A 22,004-nucleotide genomic window follows, 5' to 3' on the forward strand; every position below is an offset into this window, starting at 1 on the left:
CAGCATTTGCGATAAAACGCCTGAAATCAGCACCCTATAAACGAAAAAAGCACAAAGACGGGCTTTGTGCTCAACTCGAAGGACGAATTTGAAAGTATTATACTGCTGGGCTAGTAAATCAACTTGCCAATAGGGTTAAACAACTGACTAAGCCCCTGGCTAAAGTGCAGCGCATCGTCAGCCAGCGTAAAGCACAGGCACGACTCGGTTGCAACGGGTGAATGCTCATGCTCGCCGTCGAGCATAATGAAATCGCCCGGTACATAGCTGTCCATTTCATCTTTGAAAGTGCCCGAAAGCAGCAACGTCAGCTCAAACCCCTTGTGGGTGTGTTGTGGCACACTGCCACCTTTTTCAATGTGTAATAAACTGGCATGAAGCTTTCCATCGCCCAGATTCAACCTGGAACGAGACAGCTTGCCGAGTTTTAACCAGCCACTCAAACCAACATTTTGCAAGCTGGATGGCAGTACAAACTGCTCTCCCTTAACTTCTATTTCGAGAGGCGCCGGTGCAGGGTCTTCAGCAAGCATAGTGTCTTCTGTTATTTGGGCGATTAAATCGTCCCAGTTTTCATTTCCTTGCAGGTCCATATCTTCACCAGCAAAGCTGTGCGCACAGCTTGCTTCAAACTGACTAGTCAGCTGCTGGCATTGCGGACACATAGCCACATGCATACTCACAGCCACACTGAGTGACGCGCACAGTTCTCCCTGAACATAAGATTGAAGAATTTGTTCGGATGGGTGATATTTAATCATGGTGCTCCCCCATATGTGCTTTCAGTTTGCCCAGTGCCAGTCTCAGTCGAGATTTTACGGTGCCCAAAGGTATGCCAAGTTGATTTGCCAGCTCTTCCTGGCTCATCTCCTGAAAATAAATGCCCTTCACTACATTTTTTTGTTCTTCAGGTAGCTTTTCTACATACTCTACAAGCTGCCTGTCCAAAAGATGATCAGAGAACTCGGCACTGTCATCTCGTTCGTTGCTATGTTGCTGCCAAATGTCCTCACTGAGGTTATCCTCGCGATTGGTCTGCATCTTTCTGAGCATATCGAAGGACTGATTACGCACCAGGGTATAAATCCAGGTGGTTACCGCGCCTTTCTCTGCATTAAATAGATGCGCTTTTCGCCACACATTAGCCATGCTCTCCTGCAACAGCTCTTGCGCCTGGCTTGCATCACCAAAGCGTTGACGCCCCAAGTGCAACACCTTAGGTGCGAACCACTTGAACAAACAGGCGAATGCTTTTCTGTCCCTTTGCTTGGCAATGCGGTGCATCCAGTCGCACAACTGCGCCTGTTGTTCGGGACTGAGCAGGCGTTGCTCCGAAGTTTGTGTAGCAGCAACGTCTTTCATAACTGACCCCTGTGGCGTTTCGGTACTTTGCTGACGGCTTTTTTCTATCATTAGCTCACATCCATACATAATGGAAGTTTAAAAACGGATTTCTTATTTCTGTAAACCCTATACGTCGAACGAATAGATTTGGATCACACAATGCAGACGAATATATCAGTCGTCCTGACCCGTTAAAATGGTATCAAGGAATTTCAGTGCCTGAGGCAATGTGCCAGGCTCGCAAAAGCCCTCTTTATGCTCAGGAGAAAATGGTAAAATCTCCAGGAAACGTCCGGCTACCCAGGCGGCATCGTCAAAGCGCGGCTCAGGGTATAGCGCTGCCAGCTCTGGGTTTTGCTTGAATATACGCAGCAGCTCGTCACTGATATGCTGATATCTGGGCGCCAGCTCGCAATGCGACCAGTGTGGTCTTACATCAAAGCGGGCCTGACGTAATCCGTCCGCTTCCATCCAGACTTCGGTTACATCTAGCAAGCCCTTAGAGCGCACATCTATGGTCAGAATATCATCTTCCGCAGAGCCAAAATCAATAATCTCCACCCAGCTTGCCCAGGGGGCTGTCTGATATTCAGTCGCAGACTTATACAAGCTCAGCGCAAAGTGACGGTCGTCGCCTGCTTCTTTCACCATACGTAAATACTTTTGTTCAAATATCCGCAACCGGGTGACGCCACCGGGCAGCAGAAATACGGGTAGTGGAAAAAGTGCCATTTGCACGCTTTGCATCATAAAATCAGGCCAAACAGTTAAATCTGACTTGTAATACGCACAAGCGATTTACACGGATCAACGAAAATCTATCTCGCTAAGTCAGTACGTGCTTTTTGGTTTTTTATCGGCGGGAGCAATAAAAAAGGGCCGTAAAGGCCCTTTACAACAAGTAAGAAACTAGCAAAAAGCGATGATTAGCGCATCGCCATCATCATTTTAGCCGGCTCCTCTAAGTAAGACTTCCACAAATTGTTGAATCTTGCAATCGTTCCGCCATCAATAACCCGGTGATCGCCAGACCAGCTCACCTGCATAATCGCACGAGATACCACATTGCCCTTGTCATCAAAACGTGGCAAGTGCTGTAACTTACCCAGTGCAACAATGGCCACTTCAGGCTTATTGATGATAGGGGTTGCTGTCGTCCCGCCGATTGCGCCGATGTTCGAAATGGAGATCGTGCCGCCTTTAAGGTCATTGGGAGACACTCGCCCTTCACGCGCAGCGTCTGTAAGTTGTGTGACCGCTTGAGCAACATCGACAATCGACTTGTTCTGACACTGTTTTATATTTGGTACCAGTAATCCAAGCTTGCTGTCGACCGCCATACCTATGTTATGGTCGTCAAAGTAAGTGATTTCTGTGCACTCATCGTTCACCTGCGAATTAAGAATTGGGAATTCTTTAATCGCCAGAGACAACGCCTTGATAAAGAATGGCATCATAGTAAGTTTAATGCCCTGCTTTGCATACTGATCTTTTAGCGATTTGCGCAATGCGATCAGGTCCGTCAGATCAATCTCATCACTGTAAGTGAAATGCGGAATAGTTGAAACCGACGCGACCATCTGCTTGGCCATCGCAGCTTTCATACCACGGATAGACTCGACGCGTGTTCCACCTGATGAAACTGGTGCTGGCGTTGACTGCTCTGCCTGAGCAGGCGCAGACGACTGAGTAGCTCCAGTGTTACCTTGCGCAAAGCGCTCAAGGTCTTCTTTAAATACACGACCGTTTTTACCTGAGCCAGGTACCTGAGTGATGTCGATGTCCATTTCACGCGCGCGGCGTCTGACCGCAGGCGAAGCAACGGCTTTACCATTTACTTTAGTCACTGTGGCTGGTTGTGCAGACGGCGCTTTGTTTTCTTTAACAGGCTGTGGCTTATGGACCGCCAGCTCGTCTTGTTTCGGACTGTGATCCGCACCTAAGCGCATCTGGAATAACGGACTGTGCACCTGCGCAATATCGCCTTTTTGATAATACAGTTTTTCAACCACACCATCGTATTTAGCCGGAATTTGCACCAGCGCTTTGTCTGTCATCACATCACACACGGCCTGATCTTCTTTGATTTCATCGCCTTCTGCGACCAACCACTCGACAATTTCACACTCAACAATACCCTCACCGATATCCGGCAAAATAAAGTCTTCTAAATGCGCAGCAGCTGGCGCTGAACCGCTGTCACTGGCATTACTGGCTGGAGCAGGCGCTTCGCCGGCAACATCCATTGCAAACAAAGGCTCATGGACTTTAGCAATATCACCTTTTGCATAGTGTAACTGGGTGATCACACCGTCATGCACAGCCGGGATCTGGACCAGTGCCTTGTCTGTCATCACATCACAGATAGGCTGATCTTCTTTTACTTCATCACCAACATTCACCAGCCATTCGACCAGCTCACATTCGACGATCCCCTCGCCGATATCCGGTAAAATAAATTCTTTAGACATGATCCGTCCCTTAAAACTCTACTGACTTCTTAATTGCAGCGAATACTTTAAGTGCATCCGGTACATACTCTTTTTCCAGCGCCAGCGGATAAGGCGTATCCAGACCACAAACACGCTCGATAGGCGATTCAAGATGCAGGAAACACTCTTTCTGGATGGTCGCTGCGATTTCTGCGCCGAAGCCATTCGTGATCGGTGCTTCGTGGCTGATAACCAGGCGACCGGTTTTAGTTACAGACTTAGCGATGGTTTCAACATCCCAAGGTAAAATTGAGCGCAAGTCAATGACTTCACAACTGATCCCGGCTTCTTCTGCCTTGGCTGCTGCCTGCTCAATGATCTCCATCTGTGCGCCCCAGGCAAGTAGTGTCACGTCTTTACCTTCTTTCACTACTTCGGCTTTACCAATTTCAATGGTGTAATCGCCCTCAGGCACTTCACCCGTGGAAGCACGATACAAACGCTTTGGTTCAAAGAAAATGACCGGGTTATCGTCTTTAATACATGCGCGTAGCAGGCCTTTTGCCTGATACGGGTTACGCGGCACGACCAGCTTCAGACCTGGCGTATGAGCAAAATAAGCTTCGGGTGATTGTGAGTGATACAAACCACCGGCAATACCACCGCCGTATGGTGTACGAATGGTCAGATTGCCGACATTGAACTCATTACCTGAACGGTAACGGAACTTGGCCGATTCGTTTACTATCTGGTCGAACGCCGGGAAGATGTAGTCAGCAAACTGGATCTCAGCAAGCGCTGGGGCACCGAAAGCAGCCAGACCGTTTGCAAAACCCAGGATCCCCTGCTCAGTCAGTGGTGTATTAAACACACGGTGTTTACCGTATTTTTCCTGTAAACCAGAAGTGGCACGGAATACACCGCCAAAATAACCCACATCCTCACCAAAAATACACGCCTGAGGGTGCTCTGCCATAGTGATGTCTAGCGCCGAATTAATGGCGTGCAGCATGTTCATTTTAGCCATTATTTTATCCTCCCAGCCGTGATTGGATACGCATCCGGATGCTGTTTAATATGCTCTTTAAGTTCTTCGTATTGTTTTTGTAGTGCCGGGATAGGCGTATCGTAAACGTCAGAAACGAGCTCTTCCAGTGCCGGTTTTTGAACCTTTTCAGCCACCTTCAGCGCAGCCAAGATCTCTTCACGGATCTTGTCTTTTTGTGCTTCGTCTTCTTCTTCGTTTAGCCAGCCTTGTTTTAGCAACCAGGCCTTGAAGCGGGCAACCGGACAGTTTGACTTAAACTCGGCTTCTTCGTCTTTAGTACGGTAACCCGACGGGTCATCCGACGTAGAGTGCGCGCCTAAGCGATAAGCAATTGATTCAATCAATACCGGCTCGCCTGTCGTTACTGCAATTTCACGGGCCTTTTGCGTGGCCGCATACACCGCTAGTGTATCCGCTCCGTCGACACGAATGGTCTTAATGCCATAGCCAACACCACGAGAGGCAATCCCGTCGCCTTTAAACTGTTCATCAGCTGGCGTAGAGATGGCGTAACCATTGTTACGGGCAAAGAACAGTACCGGAGCCTTATGCACAGCGGCCATGTTCAAACCAGCGTGGAAGTCGCCTTCCGATGCGGCTCCTTCCCCGAAATAACAAATGGTGACGTTGTCAATTTCGCTGCTTAACTCACCGCTTTGCGCATCGATATGCTTCAGCTTCTGGCCGTACGCATAGCCCGTTGCTTGCGGGATCTGTGTGCCCAGTGGCGATGAAATGGTCAGGTAGTGTAATTCGTTTGAGCCATAATGAACTGGCATCTGACGACCTTTACCCAGGTCTTTTTCGTTAGAGAACAGCTGGTTCATAAACTGCTCAAGCGAGAATCCACGATAGTGCAGCGCCGCTTGCTCGCGATACTGCGCCATAATCATGTCTTCTTGTTTTAGCGCAGCCGCACTGGCGGTAATTGCAGCCTCTTCACCAAGACACTGCATATAAAAGCTGATCCGACCCTGACGCTGAGCAGCCTGCATACGTTCATCCAGCAGGCGGATAAAACGCATGGTAGAATAGATACGCAACGCCGTGTCTTTGTCTAACTCAGGTGCCGTTGCACCGTCCAAAATCTCACCGTCTTCGCTGAGAATTTTCAGCGTCGGGATGTTAAGCGCATGGCCATCGATAAATTCGAGCGCATGGCTGATATTCAACGATATGTTATTGGGGTTAGTCATAACCTACCTTCTCTTGTTGTCATAACTAATTTGCAACGCCAAAGCCGCTTAAAATGGGCCGGATCCGCGGTTAGAGATTTGAATAATTAGTGCGGTAAATGCAAATTAATTAAATTAAAGCTTTTGCCACTTTACGTTAACGTAAACGGTTATTCAACTAATCCTAGATGAATAACCGTTAATTTGCACATTTTGCGGTGGAAAGTTTTTGATACGCTTTATTAAGCGCTTTATTTACAGAGGGTTACACGAAGTTTTCGTCTACTTCCAGCGGGATCACAGTCAATAATGCACGCTGACCCAGCGCGACTTTAGCATTCGGGAAGATGATGGCTTCGCCCTCAACTTCTGCAAAGTAGTCCGTATCACCATCGGTTGCGAGCAATTCGCCTTTCGCAAAGCCGGTGAAATTTACCGCAGAATCAGGGAATGGGAATGAAAACGCCTCACAAGTGCGGTTTATCGTACGATGCACCTGGAACAACTCGAAGTCGTTTGCATTAAACTCACCAAATTCGATTCTTTCCTGGCTAATTAATGCTTTTAGTGTTTGTTTTACTGCGGCAAAACGTAACATATCATTTTGGCCAAAAGGCTTCACCTGCCCCAGCTCAACCGTAAAGGCGTCAGCACCAAACTGAAAAGATGAAAAGTAGCTGAAGGTAGTCGCTGCTGAGCGCATCATCAAAATAGTATTGACGCCGCAGGCCAGCATAAATTGCAGCTGTGATTTCTTCCATGGCTTTCCATGCAGGAATGGATACACTGCAAACTTTTCGTTCTTGGAGCCCCGAATGGCGGTATGCAGATCATAGTGACAGCGATATCGCCCCTCTGGCACGCTGGTGAAAAAGTCGCGTACATAGCCTTCAAGCTTTGCAGCGCGGATCTGCTCCGGGTTTTCGGTGCGGTTTTCGTGGGCACCGTTGAACAGTCGATTGAGGTTTTCATCCACAAAACGCTCTGCGATATTGATGGACTTGGGATTACCAAACACAAATAACACACGGTGTGCCAGTGTAATGCGCTCCAGGATCACATCCTGAATAAACTCGTCGCATATTTCGATAGGAGCGGTTTCATTGCCATGCACCGCGCTCGACAACACGATGTCTTTGTTACCATAAGTGGCAGGCGTAAACTGAATAACACCTGTGTCTTTTACTTCAACAATAGTGCCGTTGCTTAGCGTAAATTGCTCAGCGGCAAGGGAGAACTCGTTATTGCGAGTTAGAGTCAGGAAGTCTCCAGTTTGTTTTAACGTATCAAGGTACATACGAACATCACCTTTTGTGAGAGAAATGAGCGTCGCTGAGGGATCATATTTCAGCAACTAAATAGTAGGTATAAAAAAAGGCCATCACAATGTATGGCCTTTTATCACTTATAGTTAGCGGATCACGCTATCTACCAATGTCTTGGCCGCCTGTTCCAGCTCAGCAAGGTGCGCTTCGCCTTTAAACGACTCAAGATAGATTTTATAAATGTCTTCGGTGCCTGATGGACGAGCCGCAAACCAACCCGACTCGGTCACCACTTTTAACCCGCCGATGGCGGCACTATTGCCTGGTGCCTCAGTCAGAATATCTGTGATGGCGTCACCGGCAAGCGTGCTGGCCGTGACATCTTGTGGGCTCAAGGCTTTCAGTTTGGCTTTTTGCTCAGGTGATGCCGGTGCATCAATGCGCTTGTAAACTGGCGCGCCATATTGCGCTTCAAGTTCTCGGTAGTATTGTGACGGCGTTTTACCGGTCACAGCCAGGATCTCCGCAGCCAGTAAGCCCAGAATAAAGCCGTCTTTGTCTGTATTCCAGACCTCACCGTTACGGCGCAGGAAGGATGCGCCGGCGCTTTCTTCACCGCCAAATGCCAGCCATTGCTCACTCAGGCCTTCAACGAACCACTTGAAACCAACCGGTACTTCGTACACTTCGCGCTGGTTACCTTTAACCACTTTATCTATCATGGCGCTGGAAACCAGGGTTTTGCCAATTTTAATCTCACTGTCCCAGTCGCGATGCTTAAGCAGGTAGTCTATCGACACAGCCAGGAAGTGGTTCGGATTCATCAGACCGTCTTTAGTGACAATACCGTGACGATCATAATCGGGATCGTTACCAATGCCAATATCATAATCGTCTTTTATCGCTACCAGATTGGCCATGGCAAATGGCGAAGAACAATCCATACGGATTTTGCCGTCTTTGTCCAAAGGCATAAAGGCAAAGCGAGGGTCAACCTGCTCATTCACAACCGTGAGATCTAACCCGTATTGCTTGGCAATCACCGGCCAGAAGTTGATGCCAGAGCCGCCCAGCGGATCAACACCAATACGTACGCCCGCTTTTGCAATGGCTTCGAGGTCGACAATATTTGCCAGGTCTTCTACATAAGGTGTGATCAAATCGACGTATTTTACAAATCCAGAGCGGCTGGCTTTTGCAAATGGGAACAGTTCAACTTCAACTAAGTCTTCGACCAGTAGCTGATTGGCGCGATCTTCAATCCACTTGGTGACGTCTGTGTCGGCAGGTCCACCATTGGGTGGGTTATATTTAAAGCCGCCATCTTCCGGCGGGTTATGCGATGGCGTGACCACAATACCATCGGCCAGCTCATGCGGGTGTGTTTTGTTATGACACACAATGGCGTGGCTAATCACCGGGGTTGGTGTGTAGTCATCGTTTTCTTGCGTTACTACATGAACTTCGTTGGCAACCAGCACTTCGATAGCCGAGTTAAACGCAGCTTCCGACAAGGCATGGGTGTCTTTGCCTAAAAACAGCGGACCAAAGATATTGTTGGCTTTTCTGTAATCACAGATAGCCTGGGTAATAGCCAATATGTGAGATTCGTTGAATTTCACGTTATAAGAACAACCTCGGTGACCTGATGTGCCAAAAGCAACGCACTGCTCCGGGTTTTGTTCCAGATCAGGCTCATTCAAATAGTAAGCCGATACCAGTTTGGGAATATTTGCCAGCTGACTTAATGGAGCTGGTTTGCCTGCATTGGGGTGATTTGCCATCACATTTCCTTATAGGTAGTCTCGGATAGTTTCTGCTTGTTGCGCCGAATAACCAAGTATGAGCGCAACTTCGTGCAACATCATTTTTTTGCGCGTCGTGTTTGAGTTTGTCATAACCCAATACTGACTGTCTGCAATGTTTTTCGGGTTCGTACTACTACCGCTTTCGAGCAGCGCAGCTTTGCTGGTCGAAAAATAAATGCGATCTCGCCCTTTGATTTCCAGCACTTTCTGAAAATCAGCTTTGTGACTGCGATGAAACGCCGCCAGAATAAACAAGAAGCGACCGACTACGCCTTTTTGCATAGCCAGCTCTTCCTTATTAAGGATATCAAATACATTGCCTGAAGATTCGTTTGAAACCGACGCTTGCTGTTGCTCAACTTCTGGTTGAGCAGTTACCTCAGCGGTTTGCTCGGTCTCCTGAGTGGGCTGCGCCACAGAGTTCAGGTTCAATAAACGACGCAGGATCTGGGAAGCGCTTTCACCAATACTTTGCGTGTTACTGGCAATGTACTGATATAGCTCGTCATCTATTTCTATTTTTTTCATGCTTGTCCTGTCATTTTATACATCTACTGCATCTTCACGGGATTATATCTAAATTTAACTTATTCCTCTACGGCTATGATTTTGCTTTCAACACTGGCAAACTATGCGCCGGATCCGGAGGTATTATGTTGCTTAACTACAAATTATCGGGACAGCCGCTGGGCAGTGCCGAGCCAGTTGTGTTACTCCACGGCCTGTTTGGCTCGCTGGAGAACCTGAATATTATAGCCCGCGCACTGAGTGAGTCATTTACTGTTATAAACCTGGACTTACGAAATCATGGCCAGTCGTTCAAAAGTGATGTGATGGATTACCCCAGCATGGCGCAGGACGTGCTTACTCTACTCGACCACCTGGAAATAGAAAAAGCACACCTGGTTGGTCATTCCATGGGCGGTAAAGTGGCCATGCAAGTCGCGATGCTCAATGAAGATAAAATTAATAAGCTAGTGGTCATGGACATTGCACCGGTAGATTATCACCCGCGTCATGATACCATTATGCAGGCGCTCAATGCCGTCGCTTCTGTACCGGTGGCAAGCCGCAGTGAAGCTGACGCCATCATGCAAACCTATATAGAAGAGCAAGGTGTACGCGGCTTTTTACTTAAGAGCCTGGCAAAAGACGAACAAGGCGTGCTTACCTGGCGATTTAACTTAGCTGTCATCGAAGCTAACTACGATAAAATCATCTCAAATATAAATACTACTCATTCTTGTTTGTGTGATACTCTGTTCCTGAAAGGAAACAACTCAGATTATATTCTGGCAGAGCACAGAGACGCCATAATGCAAGCCTTTAGCAATGCCAGAGCGAAAATCATTCAAGGTGCCGGACATTGGCTGCACGCAGAAAAGCCGCAAGCCGTCAATCGTTCAATTATTGATTTTATTCAATAATTGCCTGAGTTTTTTCTCTGCAAACTTAATTTATCGGTTACAGGTATGCTATAGTAGCCGCCGTTTATGTTTTGAGTAGTGCAAAGATGATCAACGAATTTATGAATGAGTTTGAAACCATTGGTCTTTACTTTGCTCTCGCCGGGATTTTCTTCTTTATAGGTATGGCCATTCAGGACGTCCTAAAGAAAGGAGACGTGCCCAAGTTTGGTCGATACATTGTCTGGTTAGTGCTATTTTTAGGGTGCTCAGGCTTTATCGCCAAGGGCCTGATACAAGTATTTTGGCAAGGTGCGGGTGTTGGTTAATGGCCAAGTCTGAATTAGATAGAACCACTATCGACTTGTTTGAAAATGAAAAGCGCCCTGGTCGGCCTAAGACAAATCCTCTCCCCAGAGAGATGCAGCTAAAGATCAACAAGCGCAATCAGATTAAAAGAGACAGAGCAAGAGGGTTAAAGCGCGTCGAGTTTAAAATTTCCTCTGAACTATATCAGGCATTGAGTGATATGGCGGAAGAGCAAAACATCAGTCGTAGCGCGCTGATAGAAACCATTTTGCAAGAAAAATTAGCGATTAATAGATAAAAGGTAAGTAGTTAATGGCAAGCGTAGGTATTTTTTTCGGCAGTGACACGGGTAACACCGAACACGTTGCAAAAATGATCCAAAAAGAATTGGGCAAAAAATTAGTCGACGTAAAAGACATTGCCAAGAGCAGCAAAGCAGATATCGAAGAGTTCGACTTGATCCTTTTTGGTATCCCTACTTGGTACTACGGTGAAGCTCAGTGCGACTGGGATGACTTTTTCCCTGAGCTGGAAGAGATCAATTTTGAAGGCAAGCTGGTCGCAATCTTCGGTTGCGGTGACCAGGAAGACTATGCCGAGTACTTCCTCGATGCAATGGGTATGATCAACGACATCGTCACAGAACGTGGTGCAATCGTGATCGGTAACTGGTCGACAGAAGGCTATGACTTCGAAGCGTCTAAAGCCCTGGTAGACGACAGTCACTTTGTGGGTCTGGGTATCGACGAAGACCGTCAGCCAGAGCTCACCGAAGAGCGCGTTAAAAAGTGGTCTGCTCAGGTATATGAAGAAATGTGCCTAAGCGAGCTGGAAGACTAAGCCAGGCCTATTCGGTTTAGTATCCCAAGCGCACTATTTTTAAGTCTGTGTCGTGCTAGACTTAAGTAGTAACTGAAATTAGACAAATTGAGACAGATTAATGACTGATCACAACTTAGAGCTAAAAAAAGCGGGTTTAAAGGTTACCCTGCCACGTATTAAGATCTTAGAGATCCTGCAGTGTCCTGATAACCAGCACATCAGTGCCGAAGACGTATACAAAATCCTGCTGGATAAAGGCGAAGAAATCGGTCTTGCGACCGTTTACCGCGTGTTAAACCAGTTCGACGACGCCGGCATTGTGACCCGTCACCACTTCGAAGGTGGTAAGTCTGTATTTGAATTGTCAGGCAGTACACACCATGACCACCTGGTATGCTTAAAGTGTGGTAAAGTCGTTGAGTTTGAAGATGATGTGATTGAAACGCGTCAGGAAGAGATTGCCAAAGACAACGGCATTAAGCTGACCAACCACTCTCTTTATCTGTACGGTGAGTGCAGCGACGTGGAAGCGTGTAAAAAATACGCTGAAGAAAACGGTAACTAATAAAGTAATTGTTTTAATTGAAGAAGCCGACTATTGTCGGCTTTTTTGTGTGCATGCCTTGATATAATGGCGCTATCATATATCCAGATTCACTCTAGATATTTGGCGCGCATTTGCTTTGCTTAGTTTTGGCTGGGCCTAAAATATAGCGGCGGATAGATTGGGTTAAGCGTTTTATCCTCAATAATTTGCCCTGTTTTCAAGCCACGATTTGCAGAATCAAGCATAGACTGCTGTTGCCCATTCACCATAAATGCAACTGTCACCTGCTTGTTAGAGGCACCGACGTTGGAACAAACCTTCACACGCGCACTGTCGCTGATGTCTTGCCAGGTGCACTGAAGTAAAGAGGCTTCAACCCCGTCAAAAAGTCGCATAGCAGGGAATGGCCTGAAATAAACTGGCCCAGTATCGCAGGCGTTTGAAGCTGGCTCTTGATCAATAACTGCTTTACCGCCCTGGAAAAAATCTAATGTCAATGAGTTGAAGCTCATTACACAGCGACCTGAGTTTTCTGCTTGCAATTTGGTCGCCACTGGAAACTCCATAGACCCTCCGTCAACCTCATCACACATTAATTTGTGAAAGTTGTTGGCTTGTTTATCCCAACGGCAATTCAGAAGCAGCTCCTGAATACCATCAACAATGCGCGTCTCTGGCTCGGGGCGAAATGAAACTGAGTGACCGTAACAGGAAGATTTATCTCCCTCAACCTCAACCGTTCCTTTAAGCTCAGTGCGATAACCGTCAAACCAACTAACACTGCAAAAGTTTTCGCTGCGCAGAATTCCCCTGCTTGCGACAAACACGTCTGGTAAACTGGCATCCTGTGGATTGCTACAGAGCTGGCGCTCCCAAATACCAAGTTCATTTTGACTCTCTACCTGCCAGTAACAAGACATAGGTGAACTGTCTTGTGCATATACCGTTGTCATAGCGCTGGATGCGATAAGTGAAGATACTTTTACGAGTGTTTTTATTCTATTTCTCATACTGATTGTCCTTTCTAGTAATTGAATATTTATTGCCATCCAAAGGCAAACCAACATTAACACTTATATTTTAATTAAAAAGACAATAAAACAATTACTTACAATCAGTGACCCAACTTCACGAAAACCAGCTTTTGCACTACACAATACTTTGGTTTCCCTACTTTGCATTCATTGCAGGTACATACTTGAGGATTTCACAACAAAAAAATATCGATGTATTTGAAAACACGCCAAGCTACGACTGGTAAATATGAGACATCATCAAACTGACCAGCCTCTTCTTCGCTGTTGATACCGCTTTATTAAACAAATAGCAAAGTAGCGATGTGGCAAAAGTACAGAGAATAAAGCCGACGGCTGTCGGCTTAGCTGCTAACTTATATCCATTCCCAGCGTTTGTACCTCTTTAAGCCAACTCATTCGCTGACTCTCATCAGATAGGATAACTGACCCAAATAAAGTCACTTCAGCTTTGTTTATACCGCAAAATTCAAACGTATAAAGGCCCAACTGCTCTAAGACCGGCCTGGATTGTTGTGCAGCAAACTCTTGCGGCGCATCCATAGTTAATATGACTCTCGCCGTTTTACCAGTCAACAATTGTACAACGCTGGCACTGTCATCTTGGTAAGAAAACGCCGCTCCGGGTAAAAGGCTCCTATCAAATAGCCCTTTGAGTTTTGCAGGCAATCCGCCCCACCAGACAGGTGTAATGATTACAATATGTTCGGCCCAAACTAGGGCTTCAATAAAATCGCTCAGGCAGGTTTCCAACGCCTGAACTTCATCGTAGCCGTAAGCCAAATTTGGGTCAAAATTCATATCTGACAAATTGAAGCGACGGACCATTGCCGATTTTTCAGCCTGGTGTTGATACTCAGAGCTCAGACTGTGAGTAAAGCTGCTTTGTTTTGGGTTGCCATTTAACAGTAAGACTTTTTTCATTATTTTCCTCTTTAATTTAGGTAAACAATGAACATCTTAGAGTCTCCCGTTAGGGGAAGAGTCAAGCGGTTTTTTGACAAGAATTGATTGAACCTATGCAAACATCTAGCTTGGCTATTTTTTCAGAAAGAACATGCAGCTCGTTTTCAAGTCTTTGCCTTATAACTACCAGGAATGCGTTAATCTCCGTCCAATTTGCGCTGCCATTGTGATATTTAATTACTCCCTTCAGCTCTGCCAGGGTCACTCCCAGCTCCGTCGCTTCTGAGATCAGTTTCAACACTTCAATATGTTCTGGGGTATAAACCCGATACACCCCTTTTCTCTTCGGCGCTATGATCAAGCCTTTCTCTTCATAAAACCGGATTGCTTTAACGGATAAACCGGTCTTCTTTGCCACTTCACCTATATACACTGTTATTTCCTTGAAAATACGACGCCTGCGTCAATTAAAACCAAAATAATAGTAAATGGTTAAGTAGTGCCAGGCAAGAATGTTAGGAAAGGCCAACCCCCCATATACCATCAGCTTTCAAGCACTTTTTCAATCGCGGCGAGTAGTTTTTCGGGCTCGTTAGTGCCCAAGCTAACGGTGGTGCCATCTTTCAGTTTGAGCTCTACGGCGTTTGAACCGGAAACATTGTATAACCAACCAGTGGATAGCAAGCGAATACCCAGGCCATAATACCATTTGGTTGTTATAATACGGGCTGACTGAATTTGGCTATAATCGAGTGATTTGCACCAGAAGCCGGGGCCGAAAAACCAGCGGATCTGGCCTTCTCCTACTGTAATGGTTAATGAGCAAAATAATATGGCGATGATGCCTACAATCACAAAAGCGAAGCCAATTGGCTCCTCGGGTTTAGCAATGCTGGCGTAGGCTAACACCAATGCAGATGTACCCATAATCGCCAATATGGCGATACCAATCTGAGTATGCTTATAATCCATTTTGCTTGCTCCTTAAGGCTTTTCTTAACGGTGTTTCCTGACTCAGCTTTTTTTGTACAACACTTAATTGATCAAGGGCCGACCTTGATAGTCTAGCCTGCCCTTAAGTTTAGTTTATATTTAGCAGCGATATCCGTTTACAGACACAGGACATGAATAGTTTGGATCTGAAATTGGAGCGCATCCCATCGCAGAAATCGCTCCGCCAGTCAGGTGTGTTTTATAAGCGTTGAGGGCCTCTGATCAGACAGTTTTTTTTACCTTCTTCTTGTAGAGTACTAATGTCATTATTTTCACCTTTACATGATTGCACCAATATTGGTAACAAACAGTGTGTTGGTGTTTTGTTCGAAAATCAATCACAAAAGACTAATACATAAACACTTCATGGAAATACCATAATTAAGAAGAGCGTCCGCGATGTTGAATTTCGCGTGCAAACCGAGTAAAGTCAGCAAGTGCGGCATTATGATCTGTACCGTGTGCACTAACACTTCGACCACATTGATCTCGTCCCTCAGCAAGATATTGACCTGGGCCCACTTCCCGGCATCTGAAATGCCAGCCTGTAACGGCACAGAAAATCGGATAGTCTTTTACCAAGTCATTTACAGACAGTGCTGTCGAACGTTTTTTCACAGTAGTGTACGCCTCCACTTATTGTCGGTTTTAAGCGCAAGCTGGTGACGTGCTAGCTTGCAACTCACACATCAAAGTACGATGCGACTTGCTTTAGTGAAGGGTGCGATCCCGATCTGATCGAAGATAGCTTCCGGTTTAAATACTTGCGTGCCTTTGATCACCAGCGCAAGCTTGCGTAGTGCTTTGATATCCTGACTCGGATCGCCGTCGACCAGGATCAGATCAGCCACTTTGCCTTCACTTACAGAGCCGGTCTGGTGTGCAACCCCCATCAATCTGGCGCTGTCGATGGTGGCCATTTTCAGCACCTCTGGCGCAGGGATCCCGGCCAGCGTGTACAGTTCAAGCTCCCGCAGTAAGGTAAACCCGGGTACGCTATCTGTGCCTGCAACCATAGGTACACCGGCGTCATAAAGAATTTTGACCATTTTTAGCATAGCTTCGCCCGAATTCTGATAGGCACTTCGGTGCGCGTCGTCTACCTGCATCTGCGCTCCTTTCAAGCTGCGTACAAAGTTGGGGGGCAGATGTGATGCGATTTCGGCAAACTCCTGATCAATTTGTTTATTTTGACTCATTAAAAGACTTCTGAAGGTAGACACGGTCGGGTCTATGACAACATTTTTATCAGCAAGCAGCTTGATAAAGGCGTCCATTTGCTCGCCTGTCATTGGCATGTCTGCGGCTTTTTCACCGATCAAGGAGAAGCGCTGCTTGGTGCGCGTGTCGACTTCTTCACCCGCCAGAAAGTTCAAAAACAACATGTTGATATGCTGGATCTCATTATATCCCGCGTGCACTGCCTGCTCTGCCGTCATAAAGGCCGGAATATGACCACTGAGACGCAGACCACGGCTGTGCGCCCGCTCTGCAATCGGTTTTACCCACTCAGGAGCAATCGAAGAATATAGCTTGATCTGAACATAGCCATTGTCGGCGAAAAAATCGACCATATCGAGCGCCTCTGTCAGGGTCTTCACACTTAAACCGGCAGAGTTCTCACTGTATTTGTCCATAAACCCGGCTCGGTATACGCGTGTGCCAAGCACTTTACCCGTATCAAATAAAGATTGGATCTCCATCAGGTTTTGATGCTCACTGCCCATGTCTCGTACGCTGGTGACACCGGTGGCAATGTTCAGGATCCCGGTATCTTTACTTAAATGGCCATGCATGTCCCACAGGCCCGGGATCAGGGTTTTACCCTCGCCATTCACTTTTGCCACTTGGTTACTAATCTTAATCGCCGGTGCAATCTGAACGATTTTGCCTTGTTCAATTAACACCTGCTGACCCTTAAGCACAGTGCCGGTATCCACGTCAAACACGTTCACTTTATCCAGTAATAACGCAGGATGATACTCGGTAAGTTGCTCCGACAGATTTTCCAGGTATGCCTGCTCGGCCTTAAGCTGACGGGTTTTTAGCTGCTCAAACTGTGCTTTATTAAAACCATCGCGGATCACATACATGCCACCCCAGCTCTGCGCAAAGTAGTTACCCGATTTGTCATACCAGGCAAAATCCGGCGTCATACTCAACCCCGACTTGGCATACAAGTAGACTTGCTCGTCACCCAGCTTTACCTCATCCAGCTTAGTCAAAGTCACTTTTCCGTAGGGCAACACGTCAGTCTTTTTCAGATCGTTTTTGATCATATAACGGATCAAGGCGTTATCTATCGCCAACGTGCTATTTTTCGGCACATAAAATTGAGGGTGGGCCGCTTTGGTGCTGCCCTGCTCGTCATCATTACGCCACTTTGCGTGACCATTTTCCCATTTATAAGACTCACTGATCTTCGCGCCAAAAGCCGACTGCCCCTCGGTTTTAAACGCAAGTACCCGGCCTTTATCATCAAGCTTGAGCGTTTCATCCAGTATAATTCGCCGGTTGTTCCAGCCAAATCGAGACTCAGACGTATAAGTATTTTTATCCACCTGAGTCTGGCTCATGGTGCCCGCAAGCCCCTTTTCTGAGTAGATGTTGTTGACTATGGTTTCGGCCAGTGACGAGGGCAGATACATGACAGATAAAAAGGTGGTTGCTGTTAGCAGATGTCGTGCTGCACAGCTCCTTGTGATGTACTGTTTCACTCTGTTTTCCTTAAATATTATTGTAATCAAGGATGTTTATATCATATTCAGCCGCGAATTCTTAGAACCGCTGAAATAATCAGCTGATTCATACCGGGAAATCACTTGTGATAACTTAGTTCTGCTCAGCGAGTTTTTGCTGGAGCAGTAAAATAATATCAGCTGAGGTCTGCCTGTTAGCTGCAAGATAAAAATCGTTGCTAAGCTCATCCAGTTCGAACAAAAAGCGAAAATCACTGCGCTTACAGCCTATTTTCTCACACATGTAGTCAAGGTGTATTGGTGAGGCAGCTATGATATCGGCGCGGCCTTTTAGCAGCATTTTTACTGTGACAAATGTCTCGGGCAACACCACAATGGTGTCTAGCATCCCCTTGCTTTGTAAGTACTGGAATACGACATCATCACGTTTTACCCCGACCCTGTAGTTAAGCAGGTCTGACAGTCTCTCAACTTTAATGTCGGATCTTTTGCGCAATGAGATAAGGTAGGTTTTGGTGCTCATTAATACACCCAGCCAGTGAAACAAGTCCTCTCTGGCAGGTGTTCTGACAATAGAAAAAATCAAGGTCCCCGGTTCATTCACTGCTATTTTATAAGCCCTGGCCCATGGCATAACCTGAATGTCGGCTTTAATGTTCAAATCGGACAGTAACTTATTGACCTTTTTGGCAGCCACTCCCTGAACTTTGCCATGCTGGTCTGGCATTTGATAGGGCGGCAAATTTTCAGTCACAATTTTGATTTTACTAAGGTCCGCCATCTGAGCATTTTGGCTTGCAACTGCAACTGAGTACAGCAAAAGTACAATAAAAAAGCAAAGGTTAGCGAAACGCATTTATAACCGACTTAAAGAGTGTAATAACCATAACAACATGTATTCTTTAATACGTCTGAGATTGTTTTTCAGATGCTCTACACCTCAAAAAATATACAATGTAGTGCAAACTATCGCTGCAAGCCCAACAAGGGCTTACATTTACTCCATGCAGCCCATTTGATTGAGATTACTTTCTGGCTGCTCAGTGCTGCGCTCACTTCACTTTGACTGTATGTAGCTACTTAACTGATCAACATGATGACGTGTTTCATCAATCAGTCCACCGCTCTCTCCGGCCGACTCTGTGGTGCGCATCGCAAGGCTTCTGACTTCATCTGCAACCACAGCAAACCCTCTGCCCGCATCGCCCGCCCTGGCCGACTCGATGGCCGCGTTGAGCGCCAGCAGATTGGTCTGATCTGAAATGCTATTGATGGTATTGATAATCGTGCTGATTTTTGACAATACCTGTTCCATGGCATGATGCGTTTCAGTGAGTACGGCGTTACGCTCAGAAACATCCGTACCGTAGAGCAAGATTTTATTCAGCTTGCCGTCTTCATCTAATACCGGAGAAATGGCGGCGTCTATCTGCACTTCACTCAAGCCAGTGGGCAAAGTAAGCTGGGTTTTAACAAACTGACCGGTGCGTATAGATTGCCATTGCTCATCACTGAGATAACTCGATAAGGTATTAAGCATTTGTTGTACTGCCCGTTTGTCGGTCGCGCCCAACGCACTAAGGCCCATCGGATTGATGAGCGTCAACTCGCCATGGGGATCAAACTCCAGCACAATATTGGCTTCGCCTATGGCTTTGAGGCGTACATCGTTTTCCAGCGCCACGCGCTTGGTGCTGTCAACATTCGCCTGAATAGAGACAAAGCGCACCAGGCTGCCCTGCTCGTCAAAAACCGGGTTAATGGCCAGACTTATCCAGTATGGCTCACCCTCTTTGGTGTAATTAAGGATCTCTTCATAAAACGGCGTGCGCTGTTCCAGGTTTTTTTTGATACGCTTTTTGGTATCTGGCGAGGTATGTTTACCCTGTAAGACATGTCCGGGCTTTTTCCCCAGCACCTCATGCTGTTCAAAACCAGAGAGCTTAGTAAAGCCAGGGTTTACGTATTCTATGAGCCCATTCGCGTCTGTAATAATCACTGAGTTATCGGTTTCATTGGCCACCAAGGAAAGCAGCGCAATCTGGTCCCGCTGAGCTTTTTCTTCGGTAATATCCTTAACAAAAGCGGTGTAAGCGATTTTTCCAGCCACATTTACTTTAGATAACGACAAATTTGCCCACAGCACCTGACCATCACTGCGTTCAATTTCCACATCCCGTGACGTGCCCACAATTTTGTCTTCGCCGGTCCGGCGATTACGGTTGACCATTTCATCATGGTTGCCCTGAATAACTTTGGGCACCAGCATTTTAACGTTATGGCCGATAACTTCTTCGCGCTGATAGCCCCATAATCGCTCCGCTGCAGGGTTAAAAAACGTCACTATGTTGTTGTGGTCAATAGATACAACAGCATCAATGCACTGCTCGAGCGTTTGGTCAATGCGCTCCTGGGCTTCTTTTTGCACCGTAATGTCTTTGATAAATGCAGTGTAATGAATGCCATCGGACTGGCGCACCTTAGACAATGACAGGCTGCACCACTTTTTATCACCACTGCGGGTTTCAATCTGGATATCGCGAGACGTACCGACAATTTTATCGGGCCCGCCATTGCGATTGGCATTAACATACTGGTCGTGATTGGTCGCAAATTCGCGTGGCACCAGCATTTTAACGTTTTTCCCCAGCACCTCTGTTTTGCCATAACCAAACAGTTTTTCTGCTGCCGCATTCATATAGGTAACATTGTTGTGTGTATCGATACTGATAACGGCATCAATAGCCTGGTCGAGGATCGCGCGAGTATTGTCCGACTTACTAAAAAAGAGTGACTGGATCATCAATTAACCTCAGAGCAAAGGTGAAAGCACGCCGCTAACAAGTTTAATGTGCTATGCAGATAAACATACCAGCATTACACTGCGGTTAATTAAACGTAGACCGAATTGTGGAATAGTGTCAATTTTAGGCATACCCGAATAATGCAATTTTTAGCGGGCAAGCGTATATACATAAACCTCTATAAATTGGCCGCCCTCCAGCTGGGCATTCGTTAGCACCCTGGTGTAATGCGCACCTTCAAAGTCATCCAACCTTTGCCAGTGGGCATCCAAGTCATCTGAAGTAAATACCAGACCTGTCACCTCCCCTGCGTGCTCATCCAAAATCAAACCGGGATAGCCTAACTTAGCGCCCCACCCCTCATTTTGTAGCTGGCCTTTTACTGTTGCGCTTTGCCATTGCCCGGTGAGTTCGGCCAGAATATGCGCATTCACGCGGCCCGGTGCCAAAGTACCATAGACAAATAAGTGCGCCATAGTGCCTCCTGAGATAACCATCAACAAAGTATGGGGATCTGAAATTGCATTGTGATCCCACCATAGTGCGCCATATCCACCTCTTCAATGTGCTCAATAAAATAGCCGTGCGGATCTATTTCGTACCCAGCGGTTTGCGCTTTGTCAAACAGGGTACTGAGCACCTGACTGTAGGCGACGTCCGACAACAAGTAAGCGCGGCAACAAAAATACGCACCGCCCGGAATGACAATATCATAGGGCTCAGACTGACTGACCATTCTTGCTATCTGAGTATTAATCGCAGACCAACTTTTCTCCAGTTCACTGCAAGGAGTAACGCCCAGCAAACCCACAGACTGCTCACCATATTGATCTAATATTTGGTCCCAGTCTGTGGTTGCACTGGCGATTTCCTTAATGTAGCGGGCATCTAGTCGCTCAAGCGTGCAGGGCAATGCCTCCGCCAGTTGCTTCTCCAGTGAACCTGCGTTACCCGGATGTGCCAGTTTGTCGAGCAGTACGGTGGTTTGCGCCGGGGTTGCCTGTTGACCCATCAAACGTACCGCTTTAGCGGTAAGCCCCAGTTCACGCTTAAGGGCCTTGGCCAGCGCTTGTGACGAGGCAAATCCGCACAATTGCGCAATGTCAGTGACAGACAGGGGGTCGTGATAGAGTAGATAATACACCGCATGTTGCAGTCGTATGCGGCTCAGGTAGCGCCCGGGTGTTTCATTGAACAGCTTGCTAAACTGACGATGAAAATGAAACGCAGAAATGGCGCTTTTTTTGGCTATTTGCTGCCAGCTTAACCCTGCTTCAAGCTGCTCATGCATCAGCAAGAGTGCCTGCTCAAAGCGATTGCGCATATGCTCGGGTAAAGGCGCCAGCAAAGCAATCTCTGGCACCAGATTAAACGCGGGTTCTTGTTTTTCAGACATAGGGGCTCACAGCTGA

Annotated in this window: 24 protein-coding genes; 5 read left to right on the forward strand and 19 right to left on the reverse strand. The window is 46.8% G+C overall.

What is annotated here, in order from left to right; translation table 11 throughout:
* Positions 1 to 110: 110 nt before the first annotated feature.
* From C3B51_RS06935 to seqA, 9 genes are all read right to left on the reverse strand, one after another.
* Positions 111 to 761 carry a ChrR family anti-sigma-E factor gene (locus tag C3B51_RS06935; RefSeq protein ID WP_130244575.1) on the reverse strand — a complete coding sequence of 217 codons (651 nt, stop codon included), beginning with the start codon at positions 759 to 761 and terminating at the stop codon, positions 111 to 113.
* The gene (locus tag C3B51_RS06940) at positions 754 to 1,413 is read right to left on the reverse strand and encodes a sigma-70 family RNA polymerase sigma factor (protein ID WP_125717486.1); all 660 of its coding nucleotides are present in this window, start codon (positions 1,411 to 1,413) and stop codon (positions 754 to 756) included. The genes C3B51_RS06935 and C3B51_RS06940 overlap by 8 nt, the downstream gene beginning before the upstream one ends.
* A gap of 105 nt (positions 1,414 to 1,518) precedes the next feature.
* Positions 1,519 to 2,076, reverse strand: a complete 558-nt coding sequence (locus tag C3B51_RS06945; RefSeq protein WP_125717485.1) for an LON peptidase substrate-binding domain-containing protein — start codon at positions 2,074 to 2,076, stop codon at positions 1,519 to 1,521.
* A 194-nt stretch (positions 2,077 to 2,270) separates the two neighbouring features.
* The gene (locus C3B51_RS06950; protein ID WP_130244576.1) at positions 2,271 to 3,815 is read right to left on the reverse strand and encodes a dihydrolipoyllysine-residue acetyltransferase; all 1,545 of its coding nucleotides are present in this window, start codon (positions 3,813 to 3,815) and stop codon (positions 2,271 to 2,273) included.
* Positions 3,816 to 3,825: 10 nt separating this feature from the next.
* A complete protein-coding gene (locus C3B51_RS06955; RefSeq protein WP_046004494.1) occupies positions 3,826 to 4,803 on the reverse strand; it encodes an alpha-ketoacid dehydrogenase subunit beta in 978 nt (325 codons plus the stop codon).
* Positions 4,803 to 6,020, reverse strand: coding sequence for a thiamine pyrophosphate-dependent dehydrogenase E1 component subunit alpha (locus C3B51_RS06960; protein ID WP_125717483.1), 1,218 nt, complete (start codon positions 6,018 to 6,020; stop codon positions 4,803 to 4,805). The genes C3B51_RS06955 and C3B51_RS06960 overlap by 1 nt, the downstream gene beginning before the upstream one ends.
* Positions 6,021 to 6,264: 244 nt before the next feature.
* Positions 6,265 to 7,296 (reverse strand): succinylglutamate desuccinylase, encoded by a 1,032-nt coding sequence (gene astE, locus C3B51_RS06965; RefSeq protein ID WP_130244577.1) that lies wholly within the window; start codon positions 7,294 to 7,296, stop codon positions 6,265 to 6,267.
* A 114-nt stretch (positions 7,297 to 7,410) separates the two neighbouring features.
* On the reverse strand, positions 7,411 to 9,048 hold the full coding sequence (pgm, locus tag C3B51_RS06970) for a phosphoglucomutase (alpha-D-glucose-1,6-bisphosphate-dependent) (protein ID WP_130244578.1): 1,638 nt from the start codon (positions 9,046 to 9,048) through the stop codon (positions 7,411 to 7,413).
* A 9-nt stretch (positions 9,049 to 9,057) separates the two neighbouring features.
* Positions 9,058 to 9,600, reverse strand: a complete 543-nt coding sequence (gene seqA, locus C3B51_RS06975; RefSeq protein ID WP_130244579.1) for a replication initiation negative regulator SeqA — start codon at positions 9,598 to 9,600, stop codon at positions 9,058 to 9,060.
* 125 nt (positions 9,601 to 9,725) lie between these two features.
* Between seqA and C3B51_RS06980 the strand changes: the two genes are divergently transcribed.
* The 5 genes from C3B51_RS06980 (at position 9,726) to fur (ending at position 12,174) form a co-directional block, all read left to right on the forward strand.
* Complete coding sequence (locus C3B51_RS06980) at positions 9,726 to 10,499, forward strand: alpha/beta fold hydrolase (protein ID WP_130244580.1); 774 nt, start codon at positions 9,726 to 9,728, stop codon at positions 10,497 to 10,499.
* Positions 10,500 to 10,585: 86 nt separating this feature from the next.
* Positions 10,586 to 10,807 (forward strand): DUF2788 domain-containing protein, encoded by a 222-nt coding sequence (locus tag C3B51_RS06985; protein WP_046004500.1) that lies wholly within the window; start codon positions 10,586 to 10,588, stop codon positions 10,805 to 10,807.
* Positions 10,807 to 11,085: a LexA regulated protein gene (gene ybfE / locus C3B51_RS06990; protein ID WP_010384731.1), complete on the forward strand. Its 279-nt coding sequence runs from the start codon at positions 10,807 to 10,809 to the stop codon at positions 11,083 to 11,085. Before C3B51_RS06985 ends, ybfE begins: the two co-directional genes overlap by 1 nt.
* Positions 11,086 to 11,099: 14 nt before the next feature.
* Entirely contained in the window at positions 11,100 to 11,627 is a 528-nt protein-coding gene (gene fldA, locus C3B51_RS06995) for a flavodoxin FldA (protein WP_125779772.1), read from the forward strand.
* A 100-nt stretch (positions 11,628 to 11,727) separates the two neighbouring features.
* Entirely contained in the window at positions 11,728 to 12,174 is a 447-nt protein-coding gene (fur, locus tag C3B51_RS07000; protein WP_054015203.1) for a ferric iron uptake transcriptional regulator, read from the forward strand.
* A 122-nt stretch (positions 12,175 to 12,296) separates the two neighbouring features.
* Here the strand turns inward: fur and C3B51_RS07005 are convergent, their stop codons facing one another.
* The 10 genes from C3B51_RS07005 to C3B51_RS07050 all read right to left on the reverse strand — a co-directional run bounded on the left by C3B51_RS07005 (position 12,297) and on the right by C3B51_RS07050 (position 21,988).
* Complete coding sequence (locus tag C3B51_RS07005; RefSeq protein ID WP_130244581.1) at positions 12,297 to 13,229, reverse strand: hypothetical protein; 933 nt, start codon at positions 13,227 to 13,229, stop codon at positions 12,297 to 12,299.
* A 312-nt stretch (positions 13,230 to 13,541) separates the two neighbouring features.
* Positions 13,542 to 14,114 carry an NAD(P)H-dependent oxidoreductase gene (locus C3B51_RS07010; RefSeq protein WP_130244582.1) on the reverse strand — a complete coding sequence of 191 codons (573 nt, stop codon included), beginning with the start codon at positions 14,112 to 14,114 and terminating at the stop codon, positions 13,542 to 13,544.
* Positions 14,115 to 14,175: 61 nt separating this feature from the next.
* The gene (locus tag C3B51_RS07015) at positions 14,176 to 14,529 is read right to left on the reverse strand and encodes a MerR family transcriptional regulator (RefSeq protein ID WP_130244583.1); all 354 of its coding nucleotides are present in this window, start codon (positions 14,527 to 14,529) and stop codon (positions 14,176 to 14,178) included.
* A 110-nt stretch (positions 14,530 to 14,639) separates the two neighbouring features.
* Complete coding sequence (locus C3B51_RS07020) at positions 14,640 to 15,068, reverse strand: hypothetical protein (RefSeq protein ID WP_130244584.1); 429 nt, start codon at positions 15,066 to 15,068, stop codon at positions 14,640 to 14,642.
* A 402-nt stretch (positions 15,069 to 15,470) separates the two neighbouring features.
* On the reverse strand, positions 15,471 to 15,707 hold the full coding sequence (locus C3B51_RS07025; RefSeq protein WP_130244585.1) for a hypothetical protein: 237 nt from the start codon (positions 15,705 to 15,707) through the stop codon (positions 15,471 to 15,473).
* A gap of 71 nt (positions 15,708 to 15,778) precedes the next feature.
* Positions 15,779 to 17,806 carry an amidohydrolase family protein gene (locus C3B51_RS07030; RefSeq protein ID WP_240701863.1) on the reverse strand — a complete coding sequence of 676 codons (2,028 nt, stop codon included), beginning with the start codon at positions 17,804 to 17,806 and terminating at the stop codon, positions 15,779 to 15,781.
* 115 nt (positions 17,807 to 17,921) lie between these two features.
* Positions 17,922 to 18,542, reverse strand: a complete 621-nt coding sequence (locus C3B51_RS07035; protein ID WP_164519207.1) for a substrate-binding periplasmic protein — start codon at positions 18,540 to 18,542, stop codon at positions 17,922 to 17,924.
* A 303-nt stretch (positions 18,543 to 18,845) separates the two neighbouring features.
* Positions 18,846 to 20,591 carry a PAS domain S-box protein gene (locus C3B51_RS07040; RefSeq protein ID WP_130244586.1) on the reverse strand — a complete coding sequence of 582 codons (1,746 nt, stop codon included), beginning with the start codon at positions 20,589 to 20,591 and terminating at the stop codon, positions 18,846 to 18,848.
* A gap of 150 nt (positions 20,592 to 20,741) precedes the next feature.
* Complete coding sequence (locus C3B51_RS07045; protein WP_130244587.1) at positions 20,742 to 21,068, reverse strand: gamma-glutamylcyclotransferase family protein; 327 nt, start codon at positions 21,066 to 21,068, stop codon at positions 20,742 to 20,744.
* A gap of 20 nt (positions 21,069 to 21,088) precedes the next feature.
* On the reverse strand, positions 21,089 to 21,988 hold the full coding sequence (locus tag C3B51_RS07050) for a helix-turn-helix transcriptional regulator (RefSeq protein WP_130244588.1): 900 nt from the start codon (positions 21,986 to 21,988) through the stop codon (positions 21,089 to 21,091).
* Positions 21,989 to 22,004: the final 16 nt, after the last annotated feature.

Origin of the sequence: Pseudoalteromonas rubra, from assembly GCF_004212645.1 — a bacterium.
Taxonomy (GTDB): Bacteria; Pseudomonadota; Gammaproteobacteria; order Enterobacterales; family Alteromonadaceae; genus Pseudoalteromonas; species Pseudoalteromonas rubra_G.

Excerpts from the sequence above, each read along its gene's own strand:
- C3B51_RS06935 (WP_130244575.1), bottom strand. The coding sequence starts at position 761 with ATGATTAAATATCACCCATCCGAACAAATTCTTCAATCTTATGTTCAG.
- C3B51_RS06940 (WP_125717486.1), bottom strand. The coding sequence starts at position 1,413 with ATGATAGAAAAAAGCCGTCAGCAAAGTACCGAAACGCCACAGGGGTCA.
- C3B51_RS06945 (WP_125717485.1), bottom strand. The coding sequence starts at position 2,076 with ATGGCACTTTTTCCACTACCCGTATTTCTGCTGCCCGGTGGCGTCACC.
- C3B51_RS06950 (WP_130244576.1), bottom strand. The coding sequence starts at position 3,815 with ATGTCTAAAGAATTTATTTTACCGGATATCGGCGAGGGGATCGTCGAA.
- C3B51_RS06955 (WP_046004494.1), bottom strand. The coding sequence starts at position 4,803 with ATGGCTAAAATGAACATGCTGCACGCCATTAATTCGGCGCTAGACATC.
- C3B51_RS06960 (WP_125717483.1), bottom strand. The coding sequence starts at position 6,020 with ATGACTAACCCCAATAACATATCGTTGAATATCAGCCATGCGCTCGAA.
- astE (WP_130244577.1), bottom strand. The coding sequence starts at position 7,296 with ATGTACCTTGATACGTTAAAACAAACTGGAGACTTCCTGACTCTAACT.
- pgm (WP_130244578.1), bottom strand. The coding sequence starts at position 9,048 with ATGGCAAATCACCCCAATGCAGGCAAACCAGCTCCATTAAGTCAGCTG.
- seqA (WP_130244579.1), bottom strand. The coding sequence starts at position 9,600 with ATGAAAAAAATAGAAATAGATGACGAGCTATATCAGTACATTGCCAGT.
- C3B51_RS06980 (WP_130244580.1), top strand. The coding sequence starts at position 9,726 with ATGTTGCTTAACTACAAATTATCGGGACAGCCGCTGGGCAGTGCCGAG.
- C3B51_RS06985 (WP_046004500.1), top strand. The coding sequence starts at position 10,586 with ATGATCAACGAATTTATGAATGAGTTTGAAACCATTGGTCTTTACTTT.
- ybfE (WP_010384731.1), top strand. The coding sequence starts at position 10,807 with ATGGCCAAGTCTGAATTAGATAGAACCACTATCGACTTGTTTGAAAAT.
- fldA (WP_125779772.1), top strand. The coding sequence starts at position 11,100 with ATGGCAAGCGTAGGTATTTTTTTCGGCAGTGACACGGGTAACACCGAA.
- fur (WP_054015203.1), top strand. The coding sequence starts at position 11,728 with ATGACTGATCACAACTTAGAGCTAAAAAAAGCGGGTTTAAAGGTTACC.
- C3B51_RS07010 (WP_130244582.1), bottom strand. The coding sequence starts at position 14,114 with ATGAAAAAAGTCTTACTGTTAAATGGCAACCCAAAACAAAGCAGCTTT.
- C3B51_RS07020 (WP_130244584.1), bottom strand. The coding sequence starts at position 15,068 with ATGGATTATAAGCATACTCAGATTGGTATCGCCATATTGGCGATTATG.
- C3B51_RS07040 (WP_130244586.1), bottom strand. The coding sequence starts at position 20,591 with ATGATCCAGTCACTCTTTTTTAGTAAGTCGGACAATACTCGCGCGATC.
- C3B51_RS07045 (WP_130244587.1), bottom strand. The coding sequence starts at position 21,068 with ATGGCGCACTTATTTGTCTATGGTACTTTGGCACCGGGCCGCGTGAAT.
- C3B51_RS07050 (WP_130244588.1), bottom strand. The coding sequence starts at position 21,988 with ATGTCTGAAAAACAAGAACCCGCGTTTAATCTGGTGCCAGAGATTGCT.